At 61.5% G+C, this 24100-nt stretch carries 19 protein-coding genes and 1 tRNA gene; 12 read left to right on the top strand and 8 right to left on the bottom strand.

Annotated elements, in window-relative coordinates; all coding sequences use genetic code 11:
• Nucleotides 1-36: 36 nt before the first annotated feature.
• The gene (locus tag ETQ85_RS12900; protein ID WP_148579482.1) at nt 37-1017 is read right to left on the bottom strand and encodes a DnaJ C-terminal domain-containing protein; all 981 of its coding nucleotides are present in this window, start codon (nt 1015-1017) and stop codon (nt 37-39) included.
• Between the two features lie 50 nt (nt 1018-1067).
• Here ETQ85_RS12900 and ETQ85_RS12895 point away from each other — a divergent pair, with 50 nt between their 5' ends.
• The 6 genes from ETQ85_RS12895 (at nt 1068) to ETQ85_RS12870 (ending at nt 6974) form a co-directional block, all read left to right on the top strand.
• A complete protein-coding gene (locus ETQ85_RS12895; protein WP_148579481.1) occupies nt 1068-2288 on the top strand; it encodes a right-handed parallel beta-helix repeat-containing protein in 1221 nt (406 codons plus the stop codon).
• A gap of 74 nt (nt 2289-2362) precedes the next feature.
• Nucleotides 2363-2971, top strand: a complete 609-nt coding sequence (locus tag ETQ85_RS12890) for a TetR/AcrR family transcriptional regulator (RefSeq protein WP_148579480.1) — start codon at nt 2363-2365, stop codon at nt 2969-2971.
• Nucleotides 2968-4158, top strand: coding sequence for an efflux RND transporter periplasmic adaptor subunit (locus ETQ85_RS12885; RefSeq protein ID WP_148579479.1), 1191 nt, complete (start codon nt 2968-2970; stop codon nt 4156-4158). Before ETQ85_RS12890 ends, ETQ85_RS12885 begins: the two co-directional genes overlap by 4 nt.
• Nucleotides 4155-5348, top strand: coding sequence for an ABC transporter permease (locus ETQ85_RS12880; protein ID WP_148579478.1), 1194 nt, complete (start codon nt 4155-4157; stop codon nt 5346-5348). Before ETQ85_RS12885 ends, ETQ85_RS12880 begins: the two co-directional genes overlap by 4 nt.
• A 1-nt stretch (nt 5349) precedes the next feature.
• Nucleotides 5350-6057 carry an ABC transporter ATP-binding protein gene (locus ETQ85_RS12875; RefSeq protein WP_148579477.1) on the top strand — a complete coding sequence of 236 codons (708 nt, stop codon included), beginning with the start codon at nt 5350-5352 and terminating at the stop codon, nt 6055-6057.
• Nucleotides 6054-6974 carry an alpha/beta hydrolase gene (locus tag ETQ85_RS12870; RefSeq protein ID WP_222862155.1) on the top strand — a complete coding sequence of 307 codons (921 nt, stop codon included), beginning with the start codon at nt 6054-6056 and terminating at the stop codon, nt 6972-6974. The genes ETQ85_RS12875 and ETQ85_RS12870 overlap by 4 nt, the downstream gene beginning before the upstream one ends.
• On the opposite strand, the gene ETQ85_RS12865 is transcribed toward ETQ85_RS12870, so the two are convergent.
• From ETQ85_RS12865 to ETQ85_RS12835, 7 genes are all read right to left on the bottom strand, one after another.
• A complete protein-coding gene (locus ETQ85_RS12865; RefSeq protein WP_148579476.1) occupies nt 6958-8262 on the bottom strand; it encodes a sigma-54 interaction domain-containing protein in 1305 nt (434 codons plus the stop codon). The genes ETQ85_RS12870 and ETQ85_RS12865 overlap by 17 nt on opposite strands.
• 156 nt (nt 8263-8418) lie before the next feature.
• Nucleotides 8419-9858: a cytochrome c oxidase accessory protein CcoG gene (ccoG, locus tag ETQ85_RS12860; RefSeq protein WP_148579475.1), complete on the bottom strand. Its 1440-nt coding sequence runs from the start codon at nt 9856-9858 to the stop codon at nt 8419-8421.
• Nucleotides 9859-9876: 18 nt separating this feature from the next.
• Nucleotides 9877-10533 carry an MBL fold metallo-hydrolase gene (locus tag ETQ85_RS12855; protein WP_148579474.1) on the bottom strand — a complete coding sequence of 219 codons (657 nt, stop codon included), beginning with the start codon at nt 10531-10533 and terminating at the stop codon, nt 9877-9879.
• Nucleotides 10534-10569: 36 nt separating this feature from the next.
• Nucleotides 10570-11202: a ubiquinol-cytochrome c reductase iron-sulfur subunit gene (petA, locus tag ETQ85_RS12850; protein ID WP_148579473.1), complete on the bottom strand. Its 633-nt coding sequence runs from the start codon at nt 11200-11202 to the stop codon at nt 10570-10572.
• A 289-nt stretch (nt 11203-11491) separates the two neighbouring features.
• The gene (locus ETQ85_RS12845; protein ID WP_148579472.1) at nt 11492-13027 is read right to left on the bottom strand and encodes a SpoVR family protein; all 1536 of its coding nucleotides are present in this window, start codon (nt 13025-13027) and stop codon (nt 11492-11494) included.
• On the bottom strand, nt 13027-14292 hold the full coding sequence (locus ETQ85_RS12840; RefSeq protein ID WP_148579471.1) for a YeaH/YhbH family protein: 1266 nt from the start codon (nt 14290-14292) through the stop codon (nt 13027-13029). Before ETQ85_RS12840 ends, ETQ85_RS12845 begins: the two co-directional genes overlap by 1 nt.
• A gap of 65 nt (nt 14293-14357) precedes the next feature.
• A complete protein-coding gene (locus tag ETQ85_RS12835) occupies nt 14358-16280 on the bottom strand; it encodes a PrkA family serine protein kinase (RefSeq protein WP_148579470.1) in 1923 nt (640 codons plus the stop codon).
• Between the two features lie 358 nt (nt 16281-16638).
• Here ETQ85_RS12835 and tig point away from each other — a divergent pair, with 358 nt between their 5' ends.
• The 6 genes from tig to ETQ85_RS12805 all read left to right on the top strand — a co-directional run bounded on the left by tig (nt 16639) and on the right by ETQ85_RS12805 (nt 24055).
• Nucleotides 16639-17940 carry a trigger factor gene (gene tig, locus ETQ85_RS12830; RefSeq protein ID WP_148579469.1) on the top strand — a complete coding sequence of 434 codons (1302 nt, stop codon included), beginning with the start codon at nt 16639-16641 and terminating at the stop codon, nt 17938-17940.
• A gap of 21 nt (nt 17941-17961) precedes the next feature.
• The gene (gene clpP, locus ETQ85_RS12825) at nt 17962-18606 is read left to right on the top strand and encodes an ATP-dependent Clp endopeptidase proteolytic subunit ClpP (protein WP_148579468.1); all 645 of its coding nucleotides are present in this window, start codon (nt 17962-17964) and stop codon (nt 18604-18606) included.
• A gap of 38 nt (nt 18607-18644) precedes the next feature.
• Nucleotides 18645-19916 carry an ATP-dependent Clp protease ATP-binding subunit ClpX gene (clpX, locus tag ETQ85_RS12820; RefSeq protein ID WP_148579467.1) on the top strand — a complete coding sequence of 424 codons (1272 nt, stop codon included), beginning with the start codon at nt 18645-18647 and terminating at the stop codon, nt 19914-19916.
• An 86-nt stretch (nt 19917-20002) separates the two neighbouring features.
• On the top strand, nt 20003-22423 hold the full coding sequence (gene lon, locus ETQ85_RS12815) for an endopeptidase La (protein ID WP_148579466.1): 2421 nt from the start codon (nt 20003-20005) through the stop codon (nt 22421-22423).
• A gap of 118 nt (nt 22424-22541) precedes the next feature.
• Nucleotides 22542-22616: transfer RNA gene (locus ETQ85_RS12810), tRNA-Arg, on the top strand.
• Between the two features lie 194 nt (nt 22617-22810).
• Nucleotides 22811-24055, top strand: coding sequence for a tyrosine-type recombinase/integrase (locus ETQ85_RS12805; protein ID WP_148579465.1), 1245 nt, complete (start codon nt 22811-22813; stop codon nt 24053-24055).
• The last annotated feature ends 45 nt before the right edge of the window (nt 24056-24100 follow it).

Raw genomic sequence — 24100 nt, 5'->3', positions numbered from 1 at the left:
GACGGAAGGTTGGGGAACACGCACTAGGCGTGCGGATCAGCGGTAGGCCTCGAGTGCTGCGTTCCAGTTCGCCAGGGACGGACTCTGGGCTTCGAGCTGGTGCAGCAGGACCTGTTCGGCCATTTCGAGCATGGCCTTTTGTTCTTTGCTGAGAAACTGGGGGTACTGGGTTTCGAGGTGCACCTGCAGGTCACCGGCCGGGCGTCGGCCGCGGCCGGGGAAGCCGGCTTTGGGGACCCGGATTTCGGTGCCGGCGGAGGCTTCGGACAGCAGCACCTCGCGAATGCCGTCGAGGGTCGGCACTTCGATGAGGCCACCGGCGAGGGTACGGAAGATGCTGACCGGTACCGTCACGTGGAGGTCGTGGCCATTGAGGCGGAAAATCGGGTGGGGTTTGGCGCGCAGGGTCAGATAGAGGTCGCCGGGTTCGCCGTTTTCGGGGGCGGGGCCGCCCTGGCCGGCGACGCGCAGCTCTTCACCGGGCAGCATGGCGGCGGGAATGTTGATGGCGAGCTGGCGATCGGCCGGGTTCCAGCCCCGGCCGGTACAGGCGGGGCAGTGGTTGTCGGTGGTGAACCCCTTGCCATTGCAGGCCGTACAGGGTGTGAGACCGCCCTCGTCACGGACCCGGCCGCTGCCGTAGCAGGTGCCGCACATGGTGGTTCGGCCATAGCTGCGCTGGCCGGTTCCGTCACATTCGTCGCAGGCCTCCCGGCCTTCGATGGTGACGGTAACGGTGGCGCCGCGGGCGGCTTCGTGCAAGTCCACCTCGATGTCCATGCGGCGGTCTGCGCCCTTCGGCGTGTGCCGCCGGGGTGGGGCTTCGGGCGCCTGGTCCGGCACGCGGCTGAGGCGTTCGAAGGCCTCGCGGACGAGGCGGAACTGGACATGGGCTTGCGGATCCGGATTGCGGTCGGGGTGCCAGCGCATGGCAAGGCGCTTGTAGGCGCGCTTGATCTCGGCGGCGCTGGCATCGGGGGTGAGACCCAGGATCTGGTGGAAATCGACGGCTGACATTTCTGTATTCTAATCGGCGAGAGTCGATTCATGGCTGAAACGGGTGGAAGATGATGAATTGGAGTGCGAAATGGTGGTTGGCAGCGCTGGCGCTGCTGATGTCGGCGGGCGCTTCGGCGGCGACTTTGCGCGTTGGTCCGCAGGAGGCCATCCGCACGATCGCGATGGCGGCTGCCCGCGCCCAGGATGGAGATACGGTGGAAATCGTGGCCGGCACCTACGTGGGTGACGTGGCCGTGTGGTCCCAGAAGCGCCTGACGATTCGCGGTATTGGTGGTCGTGCAGTGCTGGAGGCAGGCGGACGGATCGCGGAGGAGAAGGGCATCTGGGTGATTCGCGGTGAGGATTTCCTGGTCGAGAACATAGTGTTCAGGGGGGCAAGGGGGCCGAATCTCAATGGGTCGGGCATCCGCCACGAGGAGGGGCGTCTGACCGTGCGCAACTGCCTGTTCGAGGACAACGAAATGGGCATTCTGACGGCGAATCGTCAATCGCTGAGCCTGTTTGTCGAGAACTCGGAGTTTGCCCACGGGGTGCTCGTCACGCCGCGGGTGAGCCATCTGCTGTATGCCGGGCAGATCAGTCGCCTGGAGGTTCGTGGAAGCTATTTTCACCATGGCAAGGTCGGGCATCTGCTGAAAAGCCGGGCTCGCTTCAACCTTGTCGAGTACAACCGCCTGACCGACGAGGTGGGTGGCCAGGCCAGTTACGAGATGGATTTCCCCGACGGGGGCGTGGTGTTGCTGATCGGCAATCTGATTCGTCAGTCGGTCGGTACCGAGAACAACCGGATGATTGCCTTTGGCGCGGAAGGGCTGAAGAGCGCGGACAACGTGCTCGTCATGGCCAGCAATACGCTGGTGGATGATTTGCCTGCGGGCGGCGAGTTCGTGCGTGTATGGTCGCCTGCGCAGGTCAGTGTGACGACCTATAACAACCTGCTGGTGGGAGGCTGTGTCGGGCGGGCCTGTGTCGAGGAGGCCATCAAACGCAGCGCCGAGCGGCCGCAGGCTGGACGCGTGCCATGGACTGATGCCCTTTTCCCTGCCGAGGCCGGTAACGTGCATGTGAGCGATGCTGCCTGGCGGGCGCGTCTGGAGGCGAATGATTTTCGTCCGGTGGCGGGGACGAAGTGGCCGGTGGCGCCGGTTGCACCTGGCAGCGCCTTTGGCGTGTCGCTGGTGCCCGGGCGGGAATACACCCACCGCGCCGGTTCGCGAGCGGTGGACGGTGCGGCGCGATCTGCGCTTGTGGGAGCCTTCGGACCTTAGGGTATGTTTGAATATTAAAAAATTCTAATATTTGATCTACAATGGAAAGTAATTGATTAATTACTTTCCACAAAATGGATACGCCCCAGTCCCGTCTGCCCACCGAAGCCCGTCGGGCTGAAATTGTTGCCGCGGTGCTGCATCTTGCTGCGACGCAGAGCCCGGCCCACATCACCACTGGTGACATCGCCGGGGAGCTGGGTTTCACCCAGGGGGCGGTGTTCCGACACTTTCCGAGCAAGGACGCGATCTGGCTGGCGGTGCTGGCGTGGGTCGACGCTGAACTTATTGCCGCCCTCGAGCGGGCGGCACAGGAAGGCCGCACGCCGCTGGATGGGCTGGAGCGGGTTTTCATGGCCCACATTCGCTTCGTCATGGCTTGGCCAGGCGTGCCGCGCATCCTTTTCCACGACCTCCAGCGTCCCGACGATACGCCGCTCAAGCAGCGCGTGCGCCAGTTGCTGGGCCGTTACCGGCAGATTCTGGCCCGTCTGTTCGATGCGGCCGCGCGGCAGGGGCAGGTTGGTGGCGGACTCGATACCCACGCTGCCGCCACGCTCTTCATCGGTACCATCCAGGGGCTGGTCATGCAGTCCATGCTGGCTGCCAGCCCTTCTGGCGTTGAGGACGAAGCCCGCCGTGTCCTTGTTCTCTATCTGCGTGCCATCCAGGAACCATCATGAAGCTCGCCGCCAGTCGTTTCCGTCGCGTCGGTCTTTCGGTGCTGCTACTGGGTCTGCTCGGGGCCTTCGGCTGGGTGGTGGCCCGCACGGGTCCGCTGGCGCCGATTCGCGTGACGACGGTGGCCGTGGAGGAGGGCGTGTTGGCGCCGGCGCTCTTTGGCATCGGCACGGTAGAAGCCCGCCGCAGCTATCTGATCGGCCCGATAGTGGCCGGGCGCGTGCGCCGCGTGCTGGTGGATGTGGGCGACACGGTCGCTGTCGGTCAGGTTCTGGCGGAGATGGACCCGGTGGATCTGGACGAACGGCGCGCCGCGCTGGACGCTTCTGTGGCGCGGGCCGGCAGCCTCGTTGCCGGTGCCGATGCCCAGTTGCGCGACGCCCGGGCCCGCGAGGCACTGGCGATGATCAACGCCCGGCGTTACGTCGAGTTGGGTGGCAGCAACTTTGTCAGCCCCAGCGTCGTTGAGGCGAAGCAGCAGGAGCGGGTATCCGCCGAGGCGAGTCGGCGTGCTGCCGAGGCCAGTCTGGCCGGCGCCCGGCAGGATACCGCGCGCCTCAGCGCCGAGCGGGACGCGCTGCGGCGGCAAAAGGAGACCCTGCGCCTGGTGGCGCCGGCGAGTGGCGTTGTTACCACGCGGGACGCCGAGCCAGGCAGCACGGTGATTGCCGGGCAGGCGGTTGTCCGGCTGATTGAGCCGGCCAGCCTGTGGGTGCGCGTGCGTATTGACCAGGGGCGTTCCGGCGGGCTGACGGTGGGTTTGCCGGCGCAGGTCGTGTTGCGCTCGCACCCGGCGCAAGCTGTGCCGGGCAAGGTGGTGCGCGTCGAGCCGGTGAGCGACAGCGTCACCGAGGAGCGTGTGGCGCTGGTGGCCTTCGACGCCGTGCCAGCGGGCCTGGGGGTGGGCGAACTCGCCGAAGTCACGCTGACCCTGCCGGCCAGTCCATCCGGTCTGCTGCTGCCCAGCGCGAGCATCAAGCACCAGGGTGAGACGACCGGAGTGTGGCTGAGTGCTGCGGATGGCCTGCGCTTTGTGCCGGTGCGCCCCGAAAGTGCGGGGCTGGACGGTCGGGTGCGGGTGAGCGGAGGGCTGCGCCGCGGCGATAGCGTCATTGTGCACAGCGAGAAGGAAATCGGTGCCAGCAGTCGCATCCGGGTGGTCGAGCGCCTCGTTGGGGAGGGATCGTGATCAACCTTGCCGGTCGCGACATCCGGCATGCGTGGGGGCGCTTTGTGTTCACCGGTATCGGTCTGGGCCTGCTGGTCGGCCTTACCCTGTCGATGGCCGGCATCTATCGGGGCATGGTCGATGACGCCAAGGCGCTGCTCCACAACAGTGGCGCTGACTTGTGGGTGGTGCAGCAGGAGACGCTCGGCCCCTACGCGGAATCGTCCAGCCTTCGCGACGACGTCTATCGCAGCCTGCTCGGGATGTCCGGCGTGGCCCGTGCTGCCAACGTGGTCTATCTGAACATGCAGGTGAAGCGCGGGGAGGCGGATGTGCGGGTGATGCTGGTCGGCTTTGAAGCCGGGCAGCCCGGCGAACCGGGCTATCTGGTAGCCGGGCGCCAGATCACCCGCAACCATTACGAGGCGGTGGCCGATGTGAAGACCGGTTTTCACCTCGGAGAGCGCATCCGGATACGGCGGCACGACTACACGGTGGTCGGCCTCACGCGGCGGATGGTGTCGTCCGGCGGCGACCCGATGCTCTTCGTGCCCCTCAAGGACGCCCAGGAGGTCCAGTTTCTCAAGGATAACGACGCCATCGTAAACGAGCGCGCCCGCACCGCGGCCAACCCGCAGCTCAATCGCCCCGGCGTACCCGGTCTGCTCGATGCGATCCAGGCTTCCCAGGCCAGCAGCCACAACGTCAATGCGGTGCTGGTGCAGGTGAAGGAGGGCGTCGAGCCTGCAGTCGCCGCTGCCGGTATCCAGCGCTGGAAGCACCTGCAGGCCTACACCCGCGGGCAGATGGAGGAAATCCTGGTGGTCAAGCTGATCGCCACTTCGGCGCGCCAGATCGCCATGTTTCTGGTCATTCTGGCTGTGGTCAGTGCAGCCATCGTGGCCTTCATCATCTACACCATGACGCTCGGCAAGATCCGCGAGATCGCTGTGCTCAAGCTCATCGGCACCCGCGACCGGACCATCGCCGGGATGATTCTGCAGCAGGCCCTCGGCCTCGGGCTGATCGGTTTTGTGGTCGGCAAAACCGTGGCGACGTTGTGGGCACCGTTCTTCCCGAAATACGTATTGCTCGAACCCGGCGATGCCCTGCGCGGTTTCGTGATCGTGATGCTGATCTGTGCCGTCGCCAGCACGCTGGCTATTCGTGCGGCGCTGCGGGTTGACCCGGCCACGGCGATCGGCGGTTGAGATGAGCGAATCCGGCATCCGCATCGAAGGTCTGCAAAAGCGCTACGGCGAAGGCGAGGCCGCTGTCGATGCGCTCAAGGATGTGAATCTGACGGTGGCGCCCGGCGAGGTGGTCGGGTTGGTCGGCCCGTCGGGTTCAGGCAAGAGCACGCTGCTCAAATGTCTTGGTGCCGTCATCGAGCCGACCGCCGGGCGCATGTGGCTGGGCGATGAGCTGATCTACGACGGCGCGTGGAAAACTTCGGACCTGCGCGCCCTGCGCCGCGACCGTATCGGTTTCGTGTTCCAGGCGCCTTACCTGATCCCCTTTCTCGACGTGACCGACAACGTGGCCTTGCTGCCGATGCTGGCGGGGCAGCCGAACGCCGTGGCCCGCCAGCGCGCCGCCGAGCTGCTGGCGGCGCTGGGTGTGGCGCATCGGGCGGCGGCCCGGCCGTCGTTGCTGTCCGGGGGCGAACAGCAGCGGGTGGCGATCGCCCGTGCGCTGGCCAACCGGCCGCCGGTGATTCTCGCCGATGAGCCGACGGCGCCCCTCGACAGCGAAAGGGCGCTCGGGGTCATGCGCATCCTCGAAGACATGGCACGCCAGTACCGCACGGCGATCATCGTCGTCACCCACGACGAGAAGATCATCCCGACCTTCAAGCGTATCTACCACATCCGCGACGGACGAACCGTCGAGGAGGCCGGGGAAGGGCGGGCGCTGTGAGCCTGGTGACCCTGTTCGTGGTGCTCGTGGCCATTGCTGTGCTGGGCCTCAATCGCCTGATCCGCACTGGCCTGGCCGCGCCGCGGGTGCCGGAACGCGGGGTGCCGGACGGTTTGCCCTGGCGCGAAGTATGGATTCCGGCGATGCGTGGCAAGACCCTGTTCGGCTGGTTCATTCCGGCTGGCAGAGATGAGGGTGACACCACCCCGGCGCTGGCGATTTTGCACGGATGGGGTGGCAACGCGGAGGTGATGCTGCCCCTTGCCGGGCCGCTGCACGCGGCCGGCTATGCGCTGCTGTTCTTTGACGCGCGCAGCCATGGTCGCAGCGACGGTGACACTTTTGCGTCGCTCCCGCGCTTTGCCGAGGATCTGGAACAAGCCGTGTGCTGGCTGAAGCGGCAGCCCGGAGTGGACGCCAGCCGGGTTGGCGTGATCGGGCATTCGGTTGGTGCCGGTGCGGCATTGCTGGCAGCTTCCCGCCGCCGCGATCTGGCCGCTGTGGTCAGCCTCGCAGCCTTCGCCCATCCGGCTACGATGATGCGCCGCTGGCTGGCGTGGAAAGGCATTCCCTACCGGCCGCTGGGCGCCTACATCCTGTTTTATGTGCAACGGGTTATCGGCCACCGCTTCGACGCCATTGCCCCCTGCAACACCATTCGCCGGGCGAGTTGCCCGGTGCTGCTGGCACACGGTACCGAGGATGACACCGTGCCGGTGAGCGACGCCGAACTTATCTACGCCAATCGGGAGGACGGGCGGGTGCGTTTACTGCTGGTGCCGGGCAGTCACGACGAGTACGTCGAACTGGCAAAGGCGATGGAGGCAATGATCGCGTTTTTGAACGGCGCGATGCAGGTCGTGCCTGATCACTCGGTTGCCCCACCGGTGCCGTCGTGTCTTACGGGATGCTCTTGAGCCGCCGATAAAGCGTTCGTTCGCTCATCCCGAGTTTGATCGCCAGCGCCTTGCGGGAGCCCTTGTGAGCTTGCAGCGCCACGGCCAGATCTGCGTCAGTCCTTGTGTCCGTGGTTTGCGTCAGGGGGGCTTCGATGGGCCCGTCTCCTTCAGGCGACTGCAGTTCTTCGGGGAGATGGTGAAATTGCAGCGTGTCGCCATCGCAGAGCAGGCTTGCACGCTCCAGGATGTTGCGCAGCTCCCGCACATTGCCGGGATAGTCGTACGCCAGCAGGCAGGCGAGTGCATCAGGGGCAATCTTCAGTGCGCGCTCGGGGGCAACGCGTGCGAGCAGCGCCTCGGCCAGAAGCGGGATGTCTTCCCGGCGAGCACTTAAAGGCGGCAGGCTGATCGGAAAGGCATTGACCCGGTAGAAAAGATCCTGGCGGAATTTTCCCTTTGCCACGAGGGTTTTGAGTGGCTGATGGGTTGCGGAAATCAGGCGGATGTCGGAGCGAACCAGTTCGGTACTGCCTACCCGGCGATAGGTGCCGGTTTCGAGCAGGCGGAGAAGCTTGACCTGCATGGTCAGCGGAATGTCGCCCAGTTCATCGAGGAACAGGGTGCCACCGCTGGCGGCCTCGACGAGACCGACCTTGCGTGCGGTCGCGCCAGTAAAGGCGCCACGTTCATGACCAAAAAGCTCGCTCTCGAACAGAGTTTCGGTGAGGCCGGAGCAATCGACGCCAATAAAGGGGCGCCCTGCGCGCCGGCTGCCTTCGTGGATGGCCTGGGCCACCAGTTCTTTGCCCGTTCCTGATTCGCCCTGCAGCAGGACAGTGGCATCCGATGGCGCGACCCGGGCCAGCAGTTCCAGCATGGCCCGGAACGTCGGCGATCGCCCGATCAGACCTTGGGCGCTGGCGAGGCCGCGGGCTACCGGCAGCGGCTCCAGCTTTTCGATGAAGTAGGCAATCTCGCCGGTGCTGTCCCTGATCGGCGACAGCTCGATGTTTTCGTAACTTTCTCCCGTCGAGGTGTGGTGCAAATGCACAACACGCTCCCGCTGGCCGGATTTGAGACTGCGGGCGAGCGGGCAGGATTCGCCGGCCTGGTCACATGGGACGGGATAGTGGTGGGACACCTCGAAACACTTGCGGCCGATGAGATCGTCGGGGCGACTACAGTTGGCGCGGTAGGCCGCGTTGGCGGCCAGTATCCGGTAGCTGCGGTCGCACAGGATGTGCGGTTCGGGCAGGGACTCGAGGAACGAGACCAGTTCGGGCAAGGGGTGGGGCTTGGCTGTCATGGGGTCCGATGTCTGCCAGATGTACTGTCAGATGCTGACATGGCAGTTCACCCTGGTCAATGTCATGCAGCCTGTCGCATGCAACAGCAATCCTGATTGTGCCAGCCCCCTTTTATCGATGGTGGCGATGACTACGTGATCCGTGCTTTTAATCCTTTATCGCGGTATCAAGAACGCCGTCTTCTCACGAACAGACACGGTTTCATCATCTAGCGCCTTGATTTCGATATAGACAGTATTGGAGCCAGGCTTGCCCGATTCCGGAGGCACAGCCACCTCGATGGTTACGGCCTTGAGACCCGCCGCATCAACTTCGAAAGGCTCGGCAGGGCTGACCCGGACGCCATCCAGGCCACTTGCGGACAATGCAAAGCGACGCGGTTTTTCGGTCATGTTCATGACTTGCAGGTTGTAGACGTTGGCGATCAATCCACCTTCCACTTCACGACTGAGGGTCGAACGATCCTTGATCACATCAACACGCAAGGTCGAGCGTGTTGCCAGACCCCACATAAAGGCTGCGCAAATCGCCATCAGAACGCCGGCGTAAATCAGGATGCGCGGCCGCATTACATGGGCGAGTATTTCCTTTCGCCCCCACTGCCGCTTCATTGCATTCTCGGTGGTGTAACGGATAAGCCCCTTCGGGTAATTCATTTTCTCCATCACTTGATCGCAGGCGTCGATACAGGCGGCACAGCCGATGCATTCATATTGCATTCCGTTGCGAATGTCGATGCCCGTCGGACAGACCTGAACACAGATCCCGCAATCAACACAATCGCCCTTGCCAACTGTTTTTGGATCAGCCCCTTTTTTGCGTGCCCCACGTGGCTCGCCGCGCTCCGGGTCATAGGTAATGACCAGGGTATCCGCATCGAACATGACCCCCTGAAAGCGGGCATACGGGCACATGTATTTGCAGACCTGTTCGCGCATGACGCCCGCAAAGAGGTAGGTAAAGCCACCGTAAAAGGATATCCAGAAGAGCTCCCACGGCCCGAAACTGAATGTCACCGCTTCATGGAGCAAGTCCTGGATCGGCGTGAAATAGCCCACCAAGGTAAAGCCTGTCCATAAGGACAGTGCGCCCCAGGCCCCAAACTTGGCAGCCTTGAGGGCCACCTTTCGGGCACTCATCGGCGATTGGTCCAGTTTCATCCGCTGGCTGCGATTCCCCTCGATCTTCTCTTCGATCCACATGAAGATTTCGGTATAAACCGTTTGCGGACATGCATAGCCGCACCACAGGCGACCAGCGACCGCAGTAAAGAAAAAGAGCGAATAGGCACTGATGATCAGCAGGATTGCCAAAAAGAATATGTCCTGCGGCCAGAATATCCAGCCAAAAATGTAGAACTTGCGTTCAACAACGTCCAGCAGTACAGCTTGTCGCCCATTCCAGGGTAGCCAGCAAAGACCATAGAAAATCAGCTGGGTGGCCCATACGAGAATCCACCGCCAGGTCGCAAACAGACCTGTTACTGCGCGGGGGTAAACCTTTTGTCGCACAGCATATAAGGTGTCTTCCGCATTCTCTCCGGCCTTGGGGTGGGCATCGGGTTTCTTTGCCGCGTGGGTGTCTGGCTGGCTCATGATTGCACTGTATAAATATTAAAGTCCGGAAGCCGGGAAGCATGCCTGTCCATGCTGGTAGCTACTGAAGGCGGTGATGAATTCATCCCGTGATCGTGAAAGGAAGAATGGATTGCGTGTCCGCTCTTCGCCGATGGTCGAGACGGTCCGTCCGTGGAAATCATGTCCGGGAAAGACCAGGATTTCATCTGGCAGCTCGAAAAGCCGTCTGACCACCGAGTCATAAAGACTGCCCGGATCGCAATCCTCATCCGCATTTCGGGCACAGCCACCGAGTTCCAGCGCGTCTCCACAAAACAGTCGATCGAGCCACAGGAAACTCAGGCTGTCGGCTGTATGGCCAGGCGTTGCGATGACTTGAATGCTTTGGTTGCCGCAATGGAGCATCTCGCCATGCTCCACGAACCGATCGCCCGTCTTTGAGCGTGTCCGTTTTCCGACCAGGATTTCGGCGCCCGGATAGTGATCGGAAAGATCGTCCGCCGCCTGTCCGTGAGTGTGGGTGAGCATGATGAATTCCAGGGCGAGGCCACGTTCGGCCAGGAGAGATTTGAGAACGAGGGTCTGACAAGGATCAGGACTCGGATCAATCGCTACCGCCTGTCCAGTGGGCAGATCGGCAAGCAGGTAACTCATCGCCGCATTGGCCGAGTCAAAAAACTGACGGAAATACATGCCTTAGTCCTGTGCATTCCATGCTTGTCGTCTGCGTCAGCCGCGTGCCGAGTCATCCGCGCCGATCAGCAGGCGGGCGTCGCTCAGGTATTTGTGGGGAGGTATTTCGAGGTTGGTGGGGGCTGGCTTGTTCTTGAAAACCCGTCCGGCAAAGTCGAAGGTGGAGCCGTGACAGGGGCACAGGAAGCCGCCCGGCCAATCTGCCCCCATCTCCGCTTTGCCGGGCTCGAACGCACTGGACGGGGAGCAGCCGAGATGGGTACATATCCCTACCGCGACCAGGTAGTCGGGTTTTACCGAACGGTGGGGGTTGCGTGCGTAGTCTGGCTGCTGGGATTCGACCGCCGAACCCGGATCCGCCAGGTCAGGTTCAGACTTTGCCAGCGCCGCAAGCATCTGCGGCGTGCGGTGCAGTATCCATACAGGCTTGCCGCGCCATTCGACGACCATCAGGTCGCCGGGAGCCAGCTTGTCGATATCGACTTCCACCGGCGCGCCGGCCGCCATTGCCCGTTCGGACGGGGTCAGGCTGGCCACGAAGGGTACTGCCGTGCCCACCACGAGCGCACCACCCACACCTGCGGTGGCAATCAGCAACTGACGCCGGGAAGGATTGCAGGGGGCGTCCGATGCGCCGCAAAAGACAGGGGGCGAGGTCGTGCTGGTCATGAGGTTCTCCTGATCTGGGCCAATTTGTTTGGCGGAATATCAGTAGACCTGTATCAATATTCATGCCAGTCGGAGAGGTTGTTAAAAACCATTTAAATATCAATGGTTTGATTTTTTCGCGAAGATAAAAATTCTCTGGGGCTCAATGAGTGGCAGCGGTTTGGCAGGATTTTGGCAGTGAGTCTGGCGCGATTTGGCAGGGTTTTCTGCCGTTGGCTGTTTCGGAAGCCGGCTCCATGCTCCTCCTGCACGGCCGGGTTCCCCCATGAGCATCGTTCAGATGCCTGCCCTAGTGGCCGTCGCTTTTGCGTCGGTCGCGTCGGCATTCGTGCAGCACTTCGACGCGACCATCTTCGTGGGCGACTTCCATCCGTACGACAAAGCCCCACAAACGCGCCACGTGCTTGACGACTTCTTCCGCATCGCCGTTCAGTGGACGGCGCAGGTAAGCCTGGTGGCGCAGCGTGAGGGAACGGTCGCCGCGCAGGTCTACATTCCAGACTTGCAGGTTGGGCTCCCGGCTGCCCAGGTTGTAGTTGTCGGAGAGAATCTCGCGTACCCGGCGATAGCCGGCTTCGTCATGGATCGCCGAGACTTTGAGCTTTGATTCCTTGTCGTCGTCGAGGATGGCGAAGAGACGGAAATCGCGCATCACCTTGGGTGACAGGAACTGGGCGACGAAGCTTTCGTCCTTGAAGTTGCGCATGGCGAAGTCGAAGGTTTCCCGCCAGTTGCTGCCGGCGATGTCGGGAAACCAGTGGCGGTCTTCGTCGGTGGGGTGCTCGCAGATGCGGCGGATGTCCTGCCACATGGCGAAGCCCAGCGCGTAGGGGTTGAGGCCGCGGTACCAGGGCTCGTTGTAGCTGGGCTGGTAGACGACATTGGTGTGGGAGTGCAGGAACTCCATCATGAAGCTGTCGGTGAGTAAGCCCTCGTCGTAGAGCGTGTTGAGGAGGGTGTAGTGCCAGTAGGTGGCCCAGCCTTCGTTCATGACCTGGGTCTGGCGCTGGGGGAAGAAATACTGACCGATCTTGCGGACGATGCGCACGACTTCGCGTTGCCAGGGTTCCAGCAACGGGGCATTTTTCTCGATGAAGTAGAGCAGGTTCTCCTGGGGCTCGGACGGAAAGCGCTTCTCTTCAAAGGTTTGGGTCTTTGCCTGATGGGCGGGCAGGGTGCGCCACAGGTCGTTGACCTGGCTCTGCAGGTATTCGGCGCGTTCCCGCTGGCGGGTCAGTTCCTTGTTGAGGGACAGCTTGGCCGGGCGCTTGTAGCGGTCGACACCGACGTTCATCAGGGCGTGACAGGAGTCGAGCAGCAACTCGACTTCTTCTTCGCCGTAGCGCTCCTCGCATTCGCTCAGGTAGTTACGGGCAAAGATCAGGTAGTCGACGATGGCGTCGGCGTTGGTCCATTGCTTGAAGAGGTAGTTGCCCTTGAAGAAGCTGTTGTGGCCGTAGGCCGCGTGGGCGATCACCAGGGCCTGCATCGTCATGGTGTTTTCTTCCATGAGGTAAGCGATGCAGGGGTTGGAGTTGATGACGATCTCGTAGGCGAGGCCCATCTGGCCGCGGCGGTAGCCCTTTTCGGTGTGCATGAAGCTCTTGCCGAACGACCAGTGGTGGTAGTTCACCGGCATGCCTACCGAGGAGTAGGCGTCCATCATCTGCTCGGAAGTAATCAGCTCGATCTGGTTGGGGTAGGTGTCCAGCCCGTACTCGCGGGCCACTCTGTCGATTTCGAGGTGGTAGGCCTCGATCAACTCGAATGTCCATTCGCCGGGGGAGGGCAGAGGCTGTTTCCGCTTTGGTCTTTTCGCGCTCATCAGAGCCTCTTTTTAAAGAGTTCCCGGAACACCGGGTAGATATCCGGCAGGCCTTCAATGTGTTGCATGGCGAAGTTGGCGTGGGCGCCGAGCAGCTTTTCGTACTCGCGCCACAGGTTCTGGGGTTCGCCCGGGGTGATCTCGATGTAGGCGAAATATTGCAGGAAGGGCAGGATCGATTCGGCGAGCAGCTCGCGGCAGTGGGGGGAGTCGTTCTCCCAGTTGTCACCGTCGGAGGCCTGGGCGCCGTAGATGTTCCAGGCGCCATTGAGGTAGCGCTGCTGAAGGACCTCCTTCATCAGGTCCAGGGCGCTCGATACCACCGTGCCGCCGGACTCCCGGGAATGGAAGAAATCCTCTTCGTTCACTTCCTTGGCTACCGTGTGGTGGCGGATGAAGACCACCTCGATGTGCTCGTAGGTACGGGTCAGGAAGAGATAAAGCAGCATGAAGAAGCGCTTGGCGGTGGCTTTCTTGCCCTCGTCCATGGAGCCGGAGACGTCCATGATGCAGAACATCACGGCCTGGGTGGTCGGCTTGGGCACCTTGATGCGGTTGTTGAAGCGCAGATCGAAAGTGTCGATGAAGGGGATGGCGTCGATCTTGGCGCGCAGGATGCCGATCTCGTCCTTCAGCTTGAGTACTTCCGGATCGTCGTTGGGGCGGGTTTCGAGGAGTTCCTCGAGCTGCTTTTGCAGTTCGCGCAGCTTGCCGCTGTAGGGCGAAGCCAGGGCCAGACGACGTCCCAGCGCACCGCGCAGGGAGCGCACCACGTTGATGTTGGCGGGCGTGCCGTCGTTGGTGAAGCCGGCGCGCTGACTTTTGTACTCGTGGATGCGGGCGAGTTGCGTCTTGACCAGGTTGGGCAGCGCCAGGTCGTCGAAAAAGACGTCGAGAAATTCCTCGCGGGACAAGTTGAAGACGAAGTCATCTTCACCTTCGCCATCCTTGCTGGCCTTGCCTTTGCCCGAGCCACTGCCTCCACCGCCCGGAGGGCGGTTGATCTGGTCGCCGGATGAAAACTGGTCGTTGCCGGTGAAGACGTTTTCCCAGATGCCACCCTTGCCATGATGAAACTGTGGTTCCGATAAATCCTTTGACGGAATGGAGACGCTTTCGCCGTTATCCAGATCCTTGATGGAGCGACCGGAAATGGCGTCGGCCACCGCTTCGCGGATCTGGTTCTTGAAGCGGCGCATGAAGCGCTGCCGGTTGACGGTGCTCTTGTTCTTGCTGTCGAAGCGGCGGTCGATGATACGAACCATGCGAGCCTCCCGAAATAATGGCGTGCGCTATCGGCCTGCCGCGCGGCAGGCCGGTCGGCAGAGGCTCATGACGACTTGCGAACGCGCAAATACCACTCGCACAGCAAGCGGACCTGCTTCTCGGTGTAGCCCTTTTCGATCATGCGATTGACGAAGTTCTGGTGTTTCTTCTGGTCGTCGCCGCTGGCCTTGGCGTTGAAGCTGATGACCGGCAGCAGGTCTTCGGTGTTGGAGAACATCTTCTTCTCGATCACCGCGCGCAGTTTTTCGTAGCTGGTCCAGCTCGGGTTCTTGCCGCTGTTCTTGGCCCGGGCGCGCAGCACGAAGTTCACCACCTCGTTGCGGAAATCCTTCGGGTTGCTGATGCCGGCCGGCTTCTCGATCTTCTCGAGCTCGTCGTTGAGCGCGTTGCGGTCGAGGATTTCGCCGGTGTTCTGGTCGCGGTATTCCTGGTCCTGGATCCAGAAGTCGGCGTAGGTGACGTAACGGTCGAAGATGTTCTGGCCGTATTCGCTGTAGCTCTCGAGGTAGGCTGTCTGGATTTCCTTGCCGATGAACTCGGCGTAACGCGGGGCGAGGAACTCCTTGATGAAGGCGAGGTATCTGGCTTCGTTCTCGGGCGGGTATTGCTCCTGGGCAATCTGCTGCTCGAGCACGTACATCAGGTGCACCGGATTGGCAGCCACTTCCCGGTGGTCGAAGTTGAAGACCTTGGACAGCACCTTGAAGGCGAAGCGGGTTGATAGCCCGGTCATGCCTTCATCGACGCCCGCGTAGTCGCGGTATTCCTGGTAGCTCTTGGCCTTCGGGTCAGTGTCCTTCAGGTTCTCGCCGTCGTAGACACGCATCTTCGAGAAGATGCTCGAGTTCTCGGGCTCCTTGACCCGCGACAGCACGGCGAACTGGGCCATCATCTTCAGGGTGTCGGGGGCGCAGGGCGCCTGCGACAGGGAGCTGTGGGCGAGGAGCTTGTCGTAGATGCGCACTTCGTCCGACACGCGCAGGCAGTAGGGCACCTTGACGGTGTAGATGCGGTCGAGGAAGGCCTCGTTGTTGCGGTTGTTCTTGAAGGCGGTCCATTCCGATTCGTTGGAGTGGGCCATCACGATGCCATCGAAGGGGATTGCGCCGAAACCTTCGGTGCCCTTGTAGTTGCCTTCCTGGGTAGCCGTCAGCAACGGGTGGAGCACCTTGATCGGCGCCTTGAACATCTCGACGAACTCCAGCAGGCCCCGGTTGGCCAGGCACAGGCCGCCCGAGTAGGAATAGGCGTCCGGATCGTCCTGCGAATACTGTTCGAGCTTGCGGATGTCGATCTTGCCGACCAGCGAGGAGATGTCCTGGTTGTTCTCGTCGCCCGGTTCGGTCTTGGCGACGGCAATCTGGCGCAGCACCGACGGGCGCAGCTTGACGACGCGGAACTTGGTGATGTCGCCGTTGAATTCATGCAGGCGCTTGACCGCCCACGGGCTCATGATGGTGTTGAGGTAGCGCTGGGGAATACCGTAGTCGTCTTCAAGAATGGCCCCGTCCTCGAGCGCGCTGAACAGGCCCAGTGGCGACTCGTGTACCGGTGAATCCTTGATGGCGTAGAACGGAATCTTCTCGACCAGGGTCTTCAGCTTCTCGGCCAGCGAACTCTTGCCGCCGCCGACCGGCCCGAGCAGGTAGAGGATTTGTTTCTTTTCCTCCAGTCCCTGCGCGGCGTGTCGGAAATACGACACGATGTTCTCGATGGCTTCCTCCATTCCGTAGAAATCCCGGAAGGCGGGATAGATCTTGATCATCTTGTTGGAAAAAATGCGCGACAGGCGCGGATCAAGGCGGGTGTCGACGAGTTCCGGCTCGCCGATGGCCTGCAGCATGCGTTCGGCCGAAGTGGCGTAGGCGATGGGGTCGGACTTGCACAGGTCCAGATATTCCTGGACTGACATCTCCTCCTCCCGAGCCGACTCGAAACGTGCCTGGAAGCTGGTGAAGATACTCATCTGATCTCTCCTGGGGCAGGGCACCCGGGCCGGGCGCCGGGTTCGCCATCGTCTGTGCGGGTACAAAAGGCTTGTAACGCCTGCTGCCTTGTCGGGAAGGCAGGGAGGTAACGCTATTTCATTCCATGTGATAGCTAAAAGGCGAGCGGAGTTCCACAGTTACGAGCGGAGTTTTTCACACTTGTGGGCTTAAAGCCTAGCGCTGGCGCGGGCTCTGCTAGTGGATTCGGGGGCTGTGTTAGACTAAAGGTTTTTCCGACGACTTCATGGACGGATGCAGTGGGAAGGCACAGGTTTTGCTCTGTGTTTTCTGTCCTGTTTGTGAGGCGTTTTTGTTAAGACCGATCAGGGAATTTTCATGAGCAACCAGGTAACCGTGAGCGCGCTTGAGCGCCGTATCGACATGTCCGTGCCGCTGGCCGATATCGACAAGGACGTTGAGGCTCGTCTCAAGCAGATGGCTCGCACCGTCAAGATGCCGGGATTCCGCCCGGGCAAGGTCCCGTTCCGCATGGTGGCCCAGTCGTATGGCCCGCAGGCCCGTTCCGAAGCGATCGGCGCCGCCGTCGAAAAGACCCTTGGTGAGCAGATCCGTGCACAGAACCTGCGCGTGGCTGGCTACCCCAGCATCGAGCCGAAGGAGCCCACCGGCACCGACGTGCTGGAATTTACCGCCGTTTTCGAGGTCTACCCCGAAGTCGTGATTTCCGACGTGAGCGCCCAGGAAGTCGAGCGTCCCCAGCTGGAAGTCGGCGAAGCCGAAGTGGCCAAGACCCTCGACGTGCTGCGCAAGCAACGCACCACTTTTGTGCCTGCCGAACACGCCGTCCAGGATGGCGATCGCGTGACGGTAGACTTCACCGGCCGCAAGGACGGTGTCGAGTTTGACGGCGGCAAGGCAACCGACTTCGCCTTCGTGATCGGCGGCGGCCAGATGCTCAAGGATTTCGAAACCGCTGTGCTGGGCCTGAACGTGGGCGAAAGCAAGACTTTCGACATGACCTTCCCGGCTGATTACCATGCGGGTCACCTGGCTGGCCAGACCGTCCAGTTCGACGTGGTCCTGAAGACTGTTGAAGAGCCCAAACTGCCGGAAATCGACGCCGAATTCGCCAAGACCCTCGGCATTGCCGATGGCGACGTGGAAAAGATGCGTGAAGAAGTGAAGGCCAACCTGGAACGCGAAGTGAAGCGTCGCATTCAGGCCAAGGTCAAGGAACGCGTCATGAACGTGCTGATCGAAGCCCACCCGATCGAAGTGCCGAAGGCGCTGGTCGAGCAGGAATCGCAGCAACTGGCCGAAAACGCCAAGAAGGATTTCGAAGCACGCGGCATGAAGACCAAGGACATGCCGATCGAGGCCGCCTGGTTCGGCGAGCAGGCCGTGCGTCGCGTCAAGCTCGGCCTGATCATGTCCGAGCTGGTGAAGGGCAAGGAGCTGCACGCCAAGCCCGAGCAGATTCGCGCCATCATTGAAGACTTCGCCGCAAGCTACGAAGATCCGAGCGAAGTCGTGAGCTGGTACTACTCGCAGCCCCAGCGTCTGGCCCAGGCCGAAGCGCTGGTGATCGAGGACAACGTGGTGGAGTGGGTTGTTGGCAATGCCAAGACGACCGACAAGCCCACTTCTTTTGACGACCTGATGGGCAATGCGGCTTAATTCCGCGGAGAGCGACGTTAAATGAATCCCATGACACCCCCGTATTCGCAAAGTGACTGGAATCCGGTCGGCCTCGGCCTCATTCCGATGGTGGTCGAGCAGAGCGGTCGCGGCGAGCGGTCCTATGACATCTACTCGCGCCTGCTCAAGGAGCGGGTGGTGTTTTTGGTCGGTCCCGTCAATGACGTGACCGCCAATTTGATCGTCGCCCAGTTCCTGTTCCTTGAGTCGGAGAACCCGGACAAGGACATTTTCTTCTACATCAACTCCCCGGGTGGTTCGGTGACGGCCGGCATGGCGATCTACGACACCATGCAGTTCATCAAGCCGAACGTCAGCACCCTGTGCATCGGGCAGGCGGCCAGCATGGGCGCCTTCCTGCTGGCGGCGGGCGAGAAGGGCAAGCGCTTCTCCCTGCCCAACTCCCGGGTCATGATTCATCAGCCGCTGGGTGGTTTCCAGGGCCAGGCCTCGGACATCGAGATCCACGCCCGGGAAATCCTTTCCCTGCGCGCCAAGCTCAACGGCATGCTGGCCAAGCATACCGGCCAGCCGGTCGAGAGCATCGAGCGGGATACCGACCGGGACAACTTCATGTCTGCGGAAGAAGCCGTCCGTTACGGTCTGATCGACAAGGTCCTGACCAGCCGCGCCGATACGGTTTGATCATTCGCTAGCGACAAGTACAGAGAGAAAGGGCAGTAATGGCGGACAAAAAAACGAGCGGAGAGAAGCTCCTGTATTGCTCGTTCTGCGGCAAGAGCCAACACGAGGTCCGCAAGCTTATCGCGGGTCCGTCCGTGTTCATCTGCGACGAGTGCATCGAGCTTTGCAACGACATCATTCGCGATGAGATTACTGCTGATACCGGTGGCGCCAAGGGCGTCAAGGGCGAGCTGCCGTCTCCCAAGGAAATCAGTGCGATCCTCGACCAGTACGTAATCGGTCAGTCTCCGGCCAAGCGCATCCTCTCCGTGGCGGTGTACAACCACTACAAGCGGCTGCGTCACCTGTCGAAGACCCACGACGACGTCGAGCTGTCGAAGAGCAACATCCTGCTGGTCGGCCCCACCGGCTCCGGCAAGACGCTGCTGGCCCAGACCCTGGCGCGCCTTCTCAATGTGCCCTTCGTGATGGCTGATGCAACGACCCTCACCGAGGCTGGCTACGTGGGCGAGGACGTCGAGAACATCATCCAGAAGCTGCTCCAGAAATGCGACTACGACGTCGACAAGGCGCAGCAGGGGATTGTGTACATCGACGAAATCGACAAGATTTCCCGCAAGTCCGACAACCCTTCGATCACCCGCGACGTGTCTGGCGAAGGCGTTCAGCAGGCGCTGCTGAAGCTCATCGAAGGCACCATCGCATCGGTGCCGCCGCAAGGCGGGCGCAAGCACCCGAACCAGGATTTCGTGCAGGTGGATACCACCAACATCCTGTTTGTGTGCGGCGGCGCATTCGACGGTCTCGACAAGGTGATCCGCAACCGTACCGAGAAGTTCGGCATTGGTTTTGGCGCCGAGGTGAAGAGCCGCGAGAACAAGGATGTTTCCGAAGCCCTGCGCGAAGTGGAGCCGGGTGATCTGATCAAGTTCGGTCTCATCCCCGAACTCATCGGTCGTCTGCCGGTGGTCGCCACGCTGCAGGAACTCGACGAGGAAGCGCTGATTCAGATCCTCGTGGAGCCGAAAAACGCACTTATCAAGCAATACCAGAAACTGTTTTCGATGGAAGGCGTCGAACTCGAAGTGCGCCCGGCGGCCATGCAGGCAATTGCCCGCAAGGCCCTGAAGCGCAAGACGGGTGCCCGCGGCCTGCGTTCGATTCTTGAAAGCACGCTGCTGGATACGATGTACGAACTGCCTTCCATGGAAAATGTGTCCAAGGTAGTGATCGACGAAGGCATGATCGAAGGCGGCACCAAACCGATCCTGATCTACGCCGATCAGCCCAAGGTCTCCGGCTCCAACTGACATCAAGCAGAAGTTTTTCGCAGGACTGCTTGAATTGATGTCGCTAGGGCCCCATATGGGGCCTTAGTGCCTTAAAAGGAAAAATCATGTCGAGCACGCTTGACCTCCCCGAAGAACAGATCGAACTCCCGCTGCTGCCGCTGCGCGACGTGGTGGTGTTCCCGCACATGGTGATCCCGCTGTTTGTGGGTCGCCCGAAATCCATCAAGGCGCTCGAGAATGCCATGGAGGCCGGCAAGAGCATCCTGCTGGTGGCCCAGAAGTCTGCCGCCAAGGACGAACCTTCGGCGGAAGACCTCTACGACCTCGGTTGTATCGCCAACATCCTGCAGATGCTCAAGCTCCCCGATGGCACCGTCAAGGTGCTGGTCGAAGGCGTACAGCGTGCCCGTGTGGTGTCGGTCGAAGACCTGCGTACCCTGTTTGTTGCCAAGGCCCAGCCGCTGCCGCCGGTCGAAGCACCGAACAATGAAGTCGAGGCCATGCGCCGGGCGATCATCAGCCAGTTCGACCAGTACGTTAAGCTCAACAAGAAGATCCCGCCGGAAATCCTCAGCTCCCTGTCGGGCATCGAGGAGCCGGGTCGGCTGGCCGACACCATTGCCGCCCACCTGCCCCTGAAGCTCGAACAAAAGCAGGAAATCCTCGAAATGTTCGATCCGGGCGAGCGCCTTGAGCGCCTGCTCAACCAGCTCGAAACCGAACTCGACATCCTGCAGGTGGAAAAGCGTATCCGTGGCCGCGTCAAGCGCCAGATGGAGAAGAGCCAGCGCGAGTACTATCTCAACGAGCAGGTCAAGGCCATCCAGAAGGAACTCGGCGAGGGTGAAGACGGCGCCGACCTCGAGGAAATGGACAAGAAGATCAAGGCTGCCGGCATGCCCAAGGAAGCCATGGTCAAGGCCCAGGCCGAGCTGAAGAAGCTGCGCCTGATGTCGCCCATGTCCGCCGAAGCCACCGTGGTGCGTAACTACATCGAAACTCTGGTCGGCCTGCCCTGGAAGAAGAAGTCGCGCATCAGCAAGGACCTGGCCGAAGCCGAAAAGGTCCTCGACAAGGAGCACTACGGTCTCGAGAAGGTCAAGGAACGCATCCTTGAATATCTTGCCGTGCAACAACGTGTGGACAAGCTGAAGGCGCCGATCCTGTGCCTCGTCGGCCCCCCGGGTGTCGGCAAGACCTCCCTCGGCCAGTCCGTGGCGCGTGCCACGAACCGCAAGTTTGTGCGCATGAGCCTTGGTGGTGTGCGTGACGAAGCCGAGATTCGCGGCCACCGTCGTACCTACATCGGTTCCATGCCGGGCAAGATCCTGCAGAACATGTCCAAGGTGGGCGTGCGCAACCCCTTGTTCCTCCTCGACGAGGTGGACAAGATGGGTCAGGACTTCCGCGGCGATCCGTCGTCGGCCCTGCTCGAAGTGCTGGATCCGGAACAGAACTCGACCTTCGTCGACCACTACATCGAAGTGGAATACGACCTGTCGGACGTGATGTTCGTGGCGACGGCCAACACCCTCAACATTCCTGCGCCGCTGCTGGACCGGATGGAACTCATCCGCCTGTCGGGCTACACGGAAGACGAGAAGGTGAACATCGCCCAGCGCTACCTCGTCACCAAGCAGATGAAGAACAACGGAATCAAGCGCGAGGAGCTGTCGGTTACCGAAGATGCGCTGCGCGAGATCGTCCGTTACTACACCCGCGAAGCCGGTGTGCGCGGGCTCGAGCGTGAAGTGTCGAAGGTTTGCCGCAAGGTGGTGAAGGCCATCGTCCTTGGCAAGCGTCGCGCCAAGGTGGTGGTGAACGCCAAAAACATCGACAAGTACCTGGGCGTGCGCAAGTACATGTTCGGTGTGGCCGAGAAGGAAAACCAGATTGGTCAGGTGACTGGTCTGGCGTGGACCGAAGTCGGTGGCGAACTGCTCACCGTCGAGGCCGTCTCGCTGCCGGGCAAGGGCAAGATCATCACCACCGGCAAGCTCGGCGAGGTGATGCAGGAGTCCATCCAGGCTGCGCTGTCGGTGGTGCGTCGCCGCTCCAAGTCGTTGGGCATTCCGGAGGACTTCTACCAGAAGGCCGACATCCACATCCACTTGCCGGAAGGCGCGATTCCCAAGGACGGTCCGTCCGCCGGTATCGCCATCTGCACGGGTCTGGTGTCTGTGCTGACCGGCATTCCGGTGCGTTGCGACGTGGCCATGACGGGCGAAATCACCCTGCGCGGCGAAGTGTTGCCGATTGGCGGCCTGAAGGAAAAGCTGCTCGCCGCCGTACGCGGTGGCATCACGCGGGCGCTGATTCCCCAGGAGAACGTCAAGGATCTCACCGAGATTCCGGACAACGTGAAGAACGCACTGGAGATCATCCCGGTCAAGTGGATCGACCAGGTGCTTGAACATGCCCTCGAGCGCATGCCCGAAGCCCTGCCCGAAACGCCGGCCGCTGAAGTCGCTGCCGTCGCCAAGCCGGCAGAGGTTGCCGAGAATGGCGAAGTGGTGAAGCACTGATTCACTGCAGTCTTCGCATAAAGAAGGAGCCGGCGCGGTTTGCCGGCTTTTTCTTCGTCTTCGGCTCTATCGGACATGGCATTTTCAGGCCCCGCCGGGATAGAATGCGGCGCTTCCTCTCTCCGTAGTTCAATGGATAGAACGGGCGCCTCCTAAGCGCCAGATACAGGTTCGATTCCTGTCGGGGGGACCAAATTATGGTCTCAAGCAGTATCAGGAAGTAGCAGAGGAATACGAAGAAGCCCGCGATTGCGGGCTTTTTTGTTTTTGGGGCGTATCATCGTGCATCAGGCGATACCCTCCAATCGCATCGTTTGTGGGGGTATATCCGGGGGGCTTTCTTGATACCCCCGATTTTTGGCCAAACAGATACCCCCGAATTCCCCCATGGCCCTTACAGATACTGCGATTCGCAAGGCCCGGCCCGGTGAAAAGCCCTACAAGCTGGCAGATGAAAAGGGCCTCTTCCTGCTGGTCGGAATCAAGCCCGGCGCCCTTTACTGGCGCTTGAAATACCGTTTCGCCGGCAAGGAGAAACTGCTGGCACTCGGGGTCTATCCAGAAGTGCCCCTGAAGGTGGCTCGTCAGAAGCGGGACGATGCTCGCCGGCTTCTGGATGCGGGGAAAGATCCCAGTGAGACCCGTCGAGCAGAGAAGATCGCCCGGAAGGTCGCCGCCGATGCGTCGTTTGAGATCGTGGCCAGGGAGTGGCACGAGAAGAAGCGGGGAGAGTGGTTGGACACCTACGCGGCCAAGGTACTCACCTCCCTGGAGCAGGATCTGTTTCCCGCTCTCGGGCATCGCCCGGTCTCCGAGATCAGTGCCGCCGAGATGCTGGCGGTTCTCCGCAAGGTTGAAGCCCGGGGTGCCCTGGAAACCTTGAAGCGTGTCCGGCAGCGGGCCGGCGATATCTTCCTCTACGCCATTGCCACCGGCCGTGCCGAGAACAATCCGGTAACGGGTCTCCACAAGGCCCTCAAGGTTGCTTCGGTAGAGCACCGGGCCGCGTTGTACCCAACAGGGCTGCGGGAGTTCTTCATCCGTCTGGACGCGGTGCGCATCACGCTGATGGTCAAGAACGCCATTCGCCTGCTCGCTCTGACCTTCCTCCGTCCTGGTGAGCTGCGGGGCGCCAGCTGGAGTGAAATTGATCTGCAAGCTGGCGTATGGGTTGTGCCGGCGGAACGGGACCGGAGTAGGGGGCTTGTCGGTATGAAGATGAAAGAGGCCCACACGGTTGCGCTCTCGACGCAGGCCGTCGATTTGCTCAAGGAGCTTCACGAGATGACGGGCCAACGTGACCTTGTCTTTCCCAACCGTAACGACCCGAGACGCCCGATGAGCGACGGCACAATCAACACCGCCTTGCGGGCAATGGGTTATGCCGGCGACGAAGTCACCGGGGCCGGCTTCCGGACAACCGCGACGGGGGCACTACTCGAATTGGGATGGCGGCCAGAGGTGATCGACCGTCAGTTGGCGCACCGGGAGCGGAAGGAAGTTTTCGGGGCCTACTCGCACCAGGCTGAATACTTGGCCGAGCGCCGCAAGATGATGCAGCAGTGGGCCGACTACCTCGACCAGGTGGGACGGGGGAACGTCATCCCGTTACACGGGCACACCGCTGCATGACTTGAAGATCATCCGAGCAGTACGCCGCGCCTAGGTCGGCCAACC

The organism is Zoogloea oleivorans (assembly GCF_008107625.1).
Lineage (GTDB): Bacteria > Pseudomonadota > Gammaproteobacteria > Burkholderiales > Rhodocyclaceae > Zoogloea > Zoogloea oleivorans.
The sequence above is the reverse complement of the archived record's forward strand: the minus strand, read 5'-3'. Positions and strand labels throughout refer to the sequence as shown.

Coding starts and splice junctions, on each gene's coding strand:
- ccoG (WP_148579475.1), bottom strand. CDS start 9,858: ATGAGCCAGCCAGACACCCACGCGGCAAAGAAACCCGATGCCCACCCC.
- ETQ85_RS12845 (WP_148579472.1), bottom strand. CDS start 13,027: ATGAGCGCGAAAAGACCAAAGCGGAAACAGCCTCTGCCCTCCCCCGGC.
- ETQ85_RS12895 (WP_148579481.1), top strand. CDS start 1,068: ATGATGAATTGGAGTGCGAAATGGTGGTTGGCAGCGCTGGCGCTGCTG.
- tig (WP_148579469.1), top strand. CDS start 16,639: ATGAGCAACCAGGTAACCGTGAGCGCGCTTGAGCGCCGTATCGACATG.
- ETQ85_RS12835 (WP_148579470.1), bottom strand. CDS start 16,280: ATGAGTATCTTCACCAGCTTCCAGGCACGTTTCGAGTCGGCTCGGGAG.
- ETQ85_RS12900 (WP_148579482.1), bottom strand. CDS start 1,017: ATGTCAGCCGTCGATTTCCACCAGATCCTGGGTCTCACCCCCGATGCC.
- ETQ85_RS12890 (WP_148579480.1), top strand. CDS start 2,363: ATGGATACGCCCCAGTCCCGTCTGCCCACCGAAGCCCGTCGGGCTGAA.
- ETQ85_RS12855 (WP_148579474.1), bottom strand. CDS start 10,533: ATGTATTTCCGTCAGTTTTTTGACTCGGCCAATGCGGCGATGAGTTAC.
- ETQ85_RS12885 (WP_148579479.1), top strand. CDS start 2,968: ATGAAGCTCGCCGCCAGTCGTTTCCGTCGCGTCGGTCTTTCGGTGCTG.
- petA (WP_148579473.1), bottom strand. CDS start 11,202: ATGACCAGCACGACCTCGCCCCCTGTCTTTTGCGGCGCATCGGACGCC.
- ETQ85_RS12865 (WP_148579476.1), bottom strand. CDS start 8,262: ATGACAGCCAAGCCCCACCCCTTGCCCGAACTGGTCTCGTTCCTCGAG.
- ETQ85_RS12875 (WP_148579477.1), top strand. CDS start 5,350: ATGAGCGAATCCGGCATCCGCATCGAAGGTCTGCAAAAGCGCTACGGC.
- clpX (WP_148579467.1), top strand. CDS start 18,645: ATGGCGGACAAAAAAACGAGCGGAGAGAAGCTCCTGTATTGCTCGTTC.
- ETQ85_RS12840 (WP_148579471.1), bottom strand. CDS start 14,292: ATGGTTCGTATCATCGACCGCCGCTTCGACAGCAAGAACAAGAGCACC.
- lon (WP_148579466.1), top strand. CDS start 20,003: ATGTCGAGCACGCTTGACCTCCCCGAAGAACAGATCGAACTCCCGCTG.
- ETQ85_RS12805 (WP_148579465.1), top strand. CDS start 22,811: ATGGCCCTTACAGATACTGCGATTCGCAAGGCCCGGCCCGGTGAAAAG.
- clpP (WP_148579468.1), top strand. CDS start 17,962: ATGAATCCCATGACACCCCCGTATTCGCAAAGTGACTGGAATCCGGTC.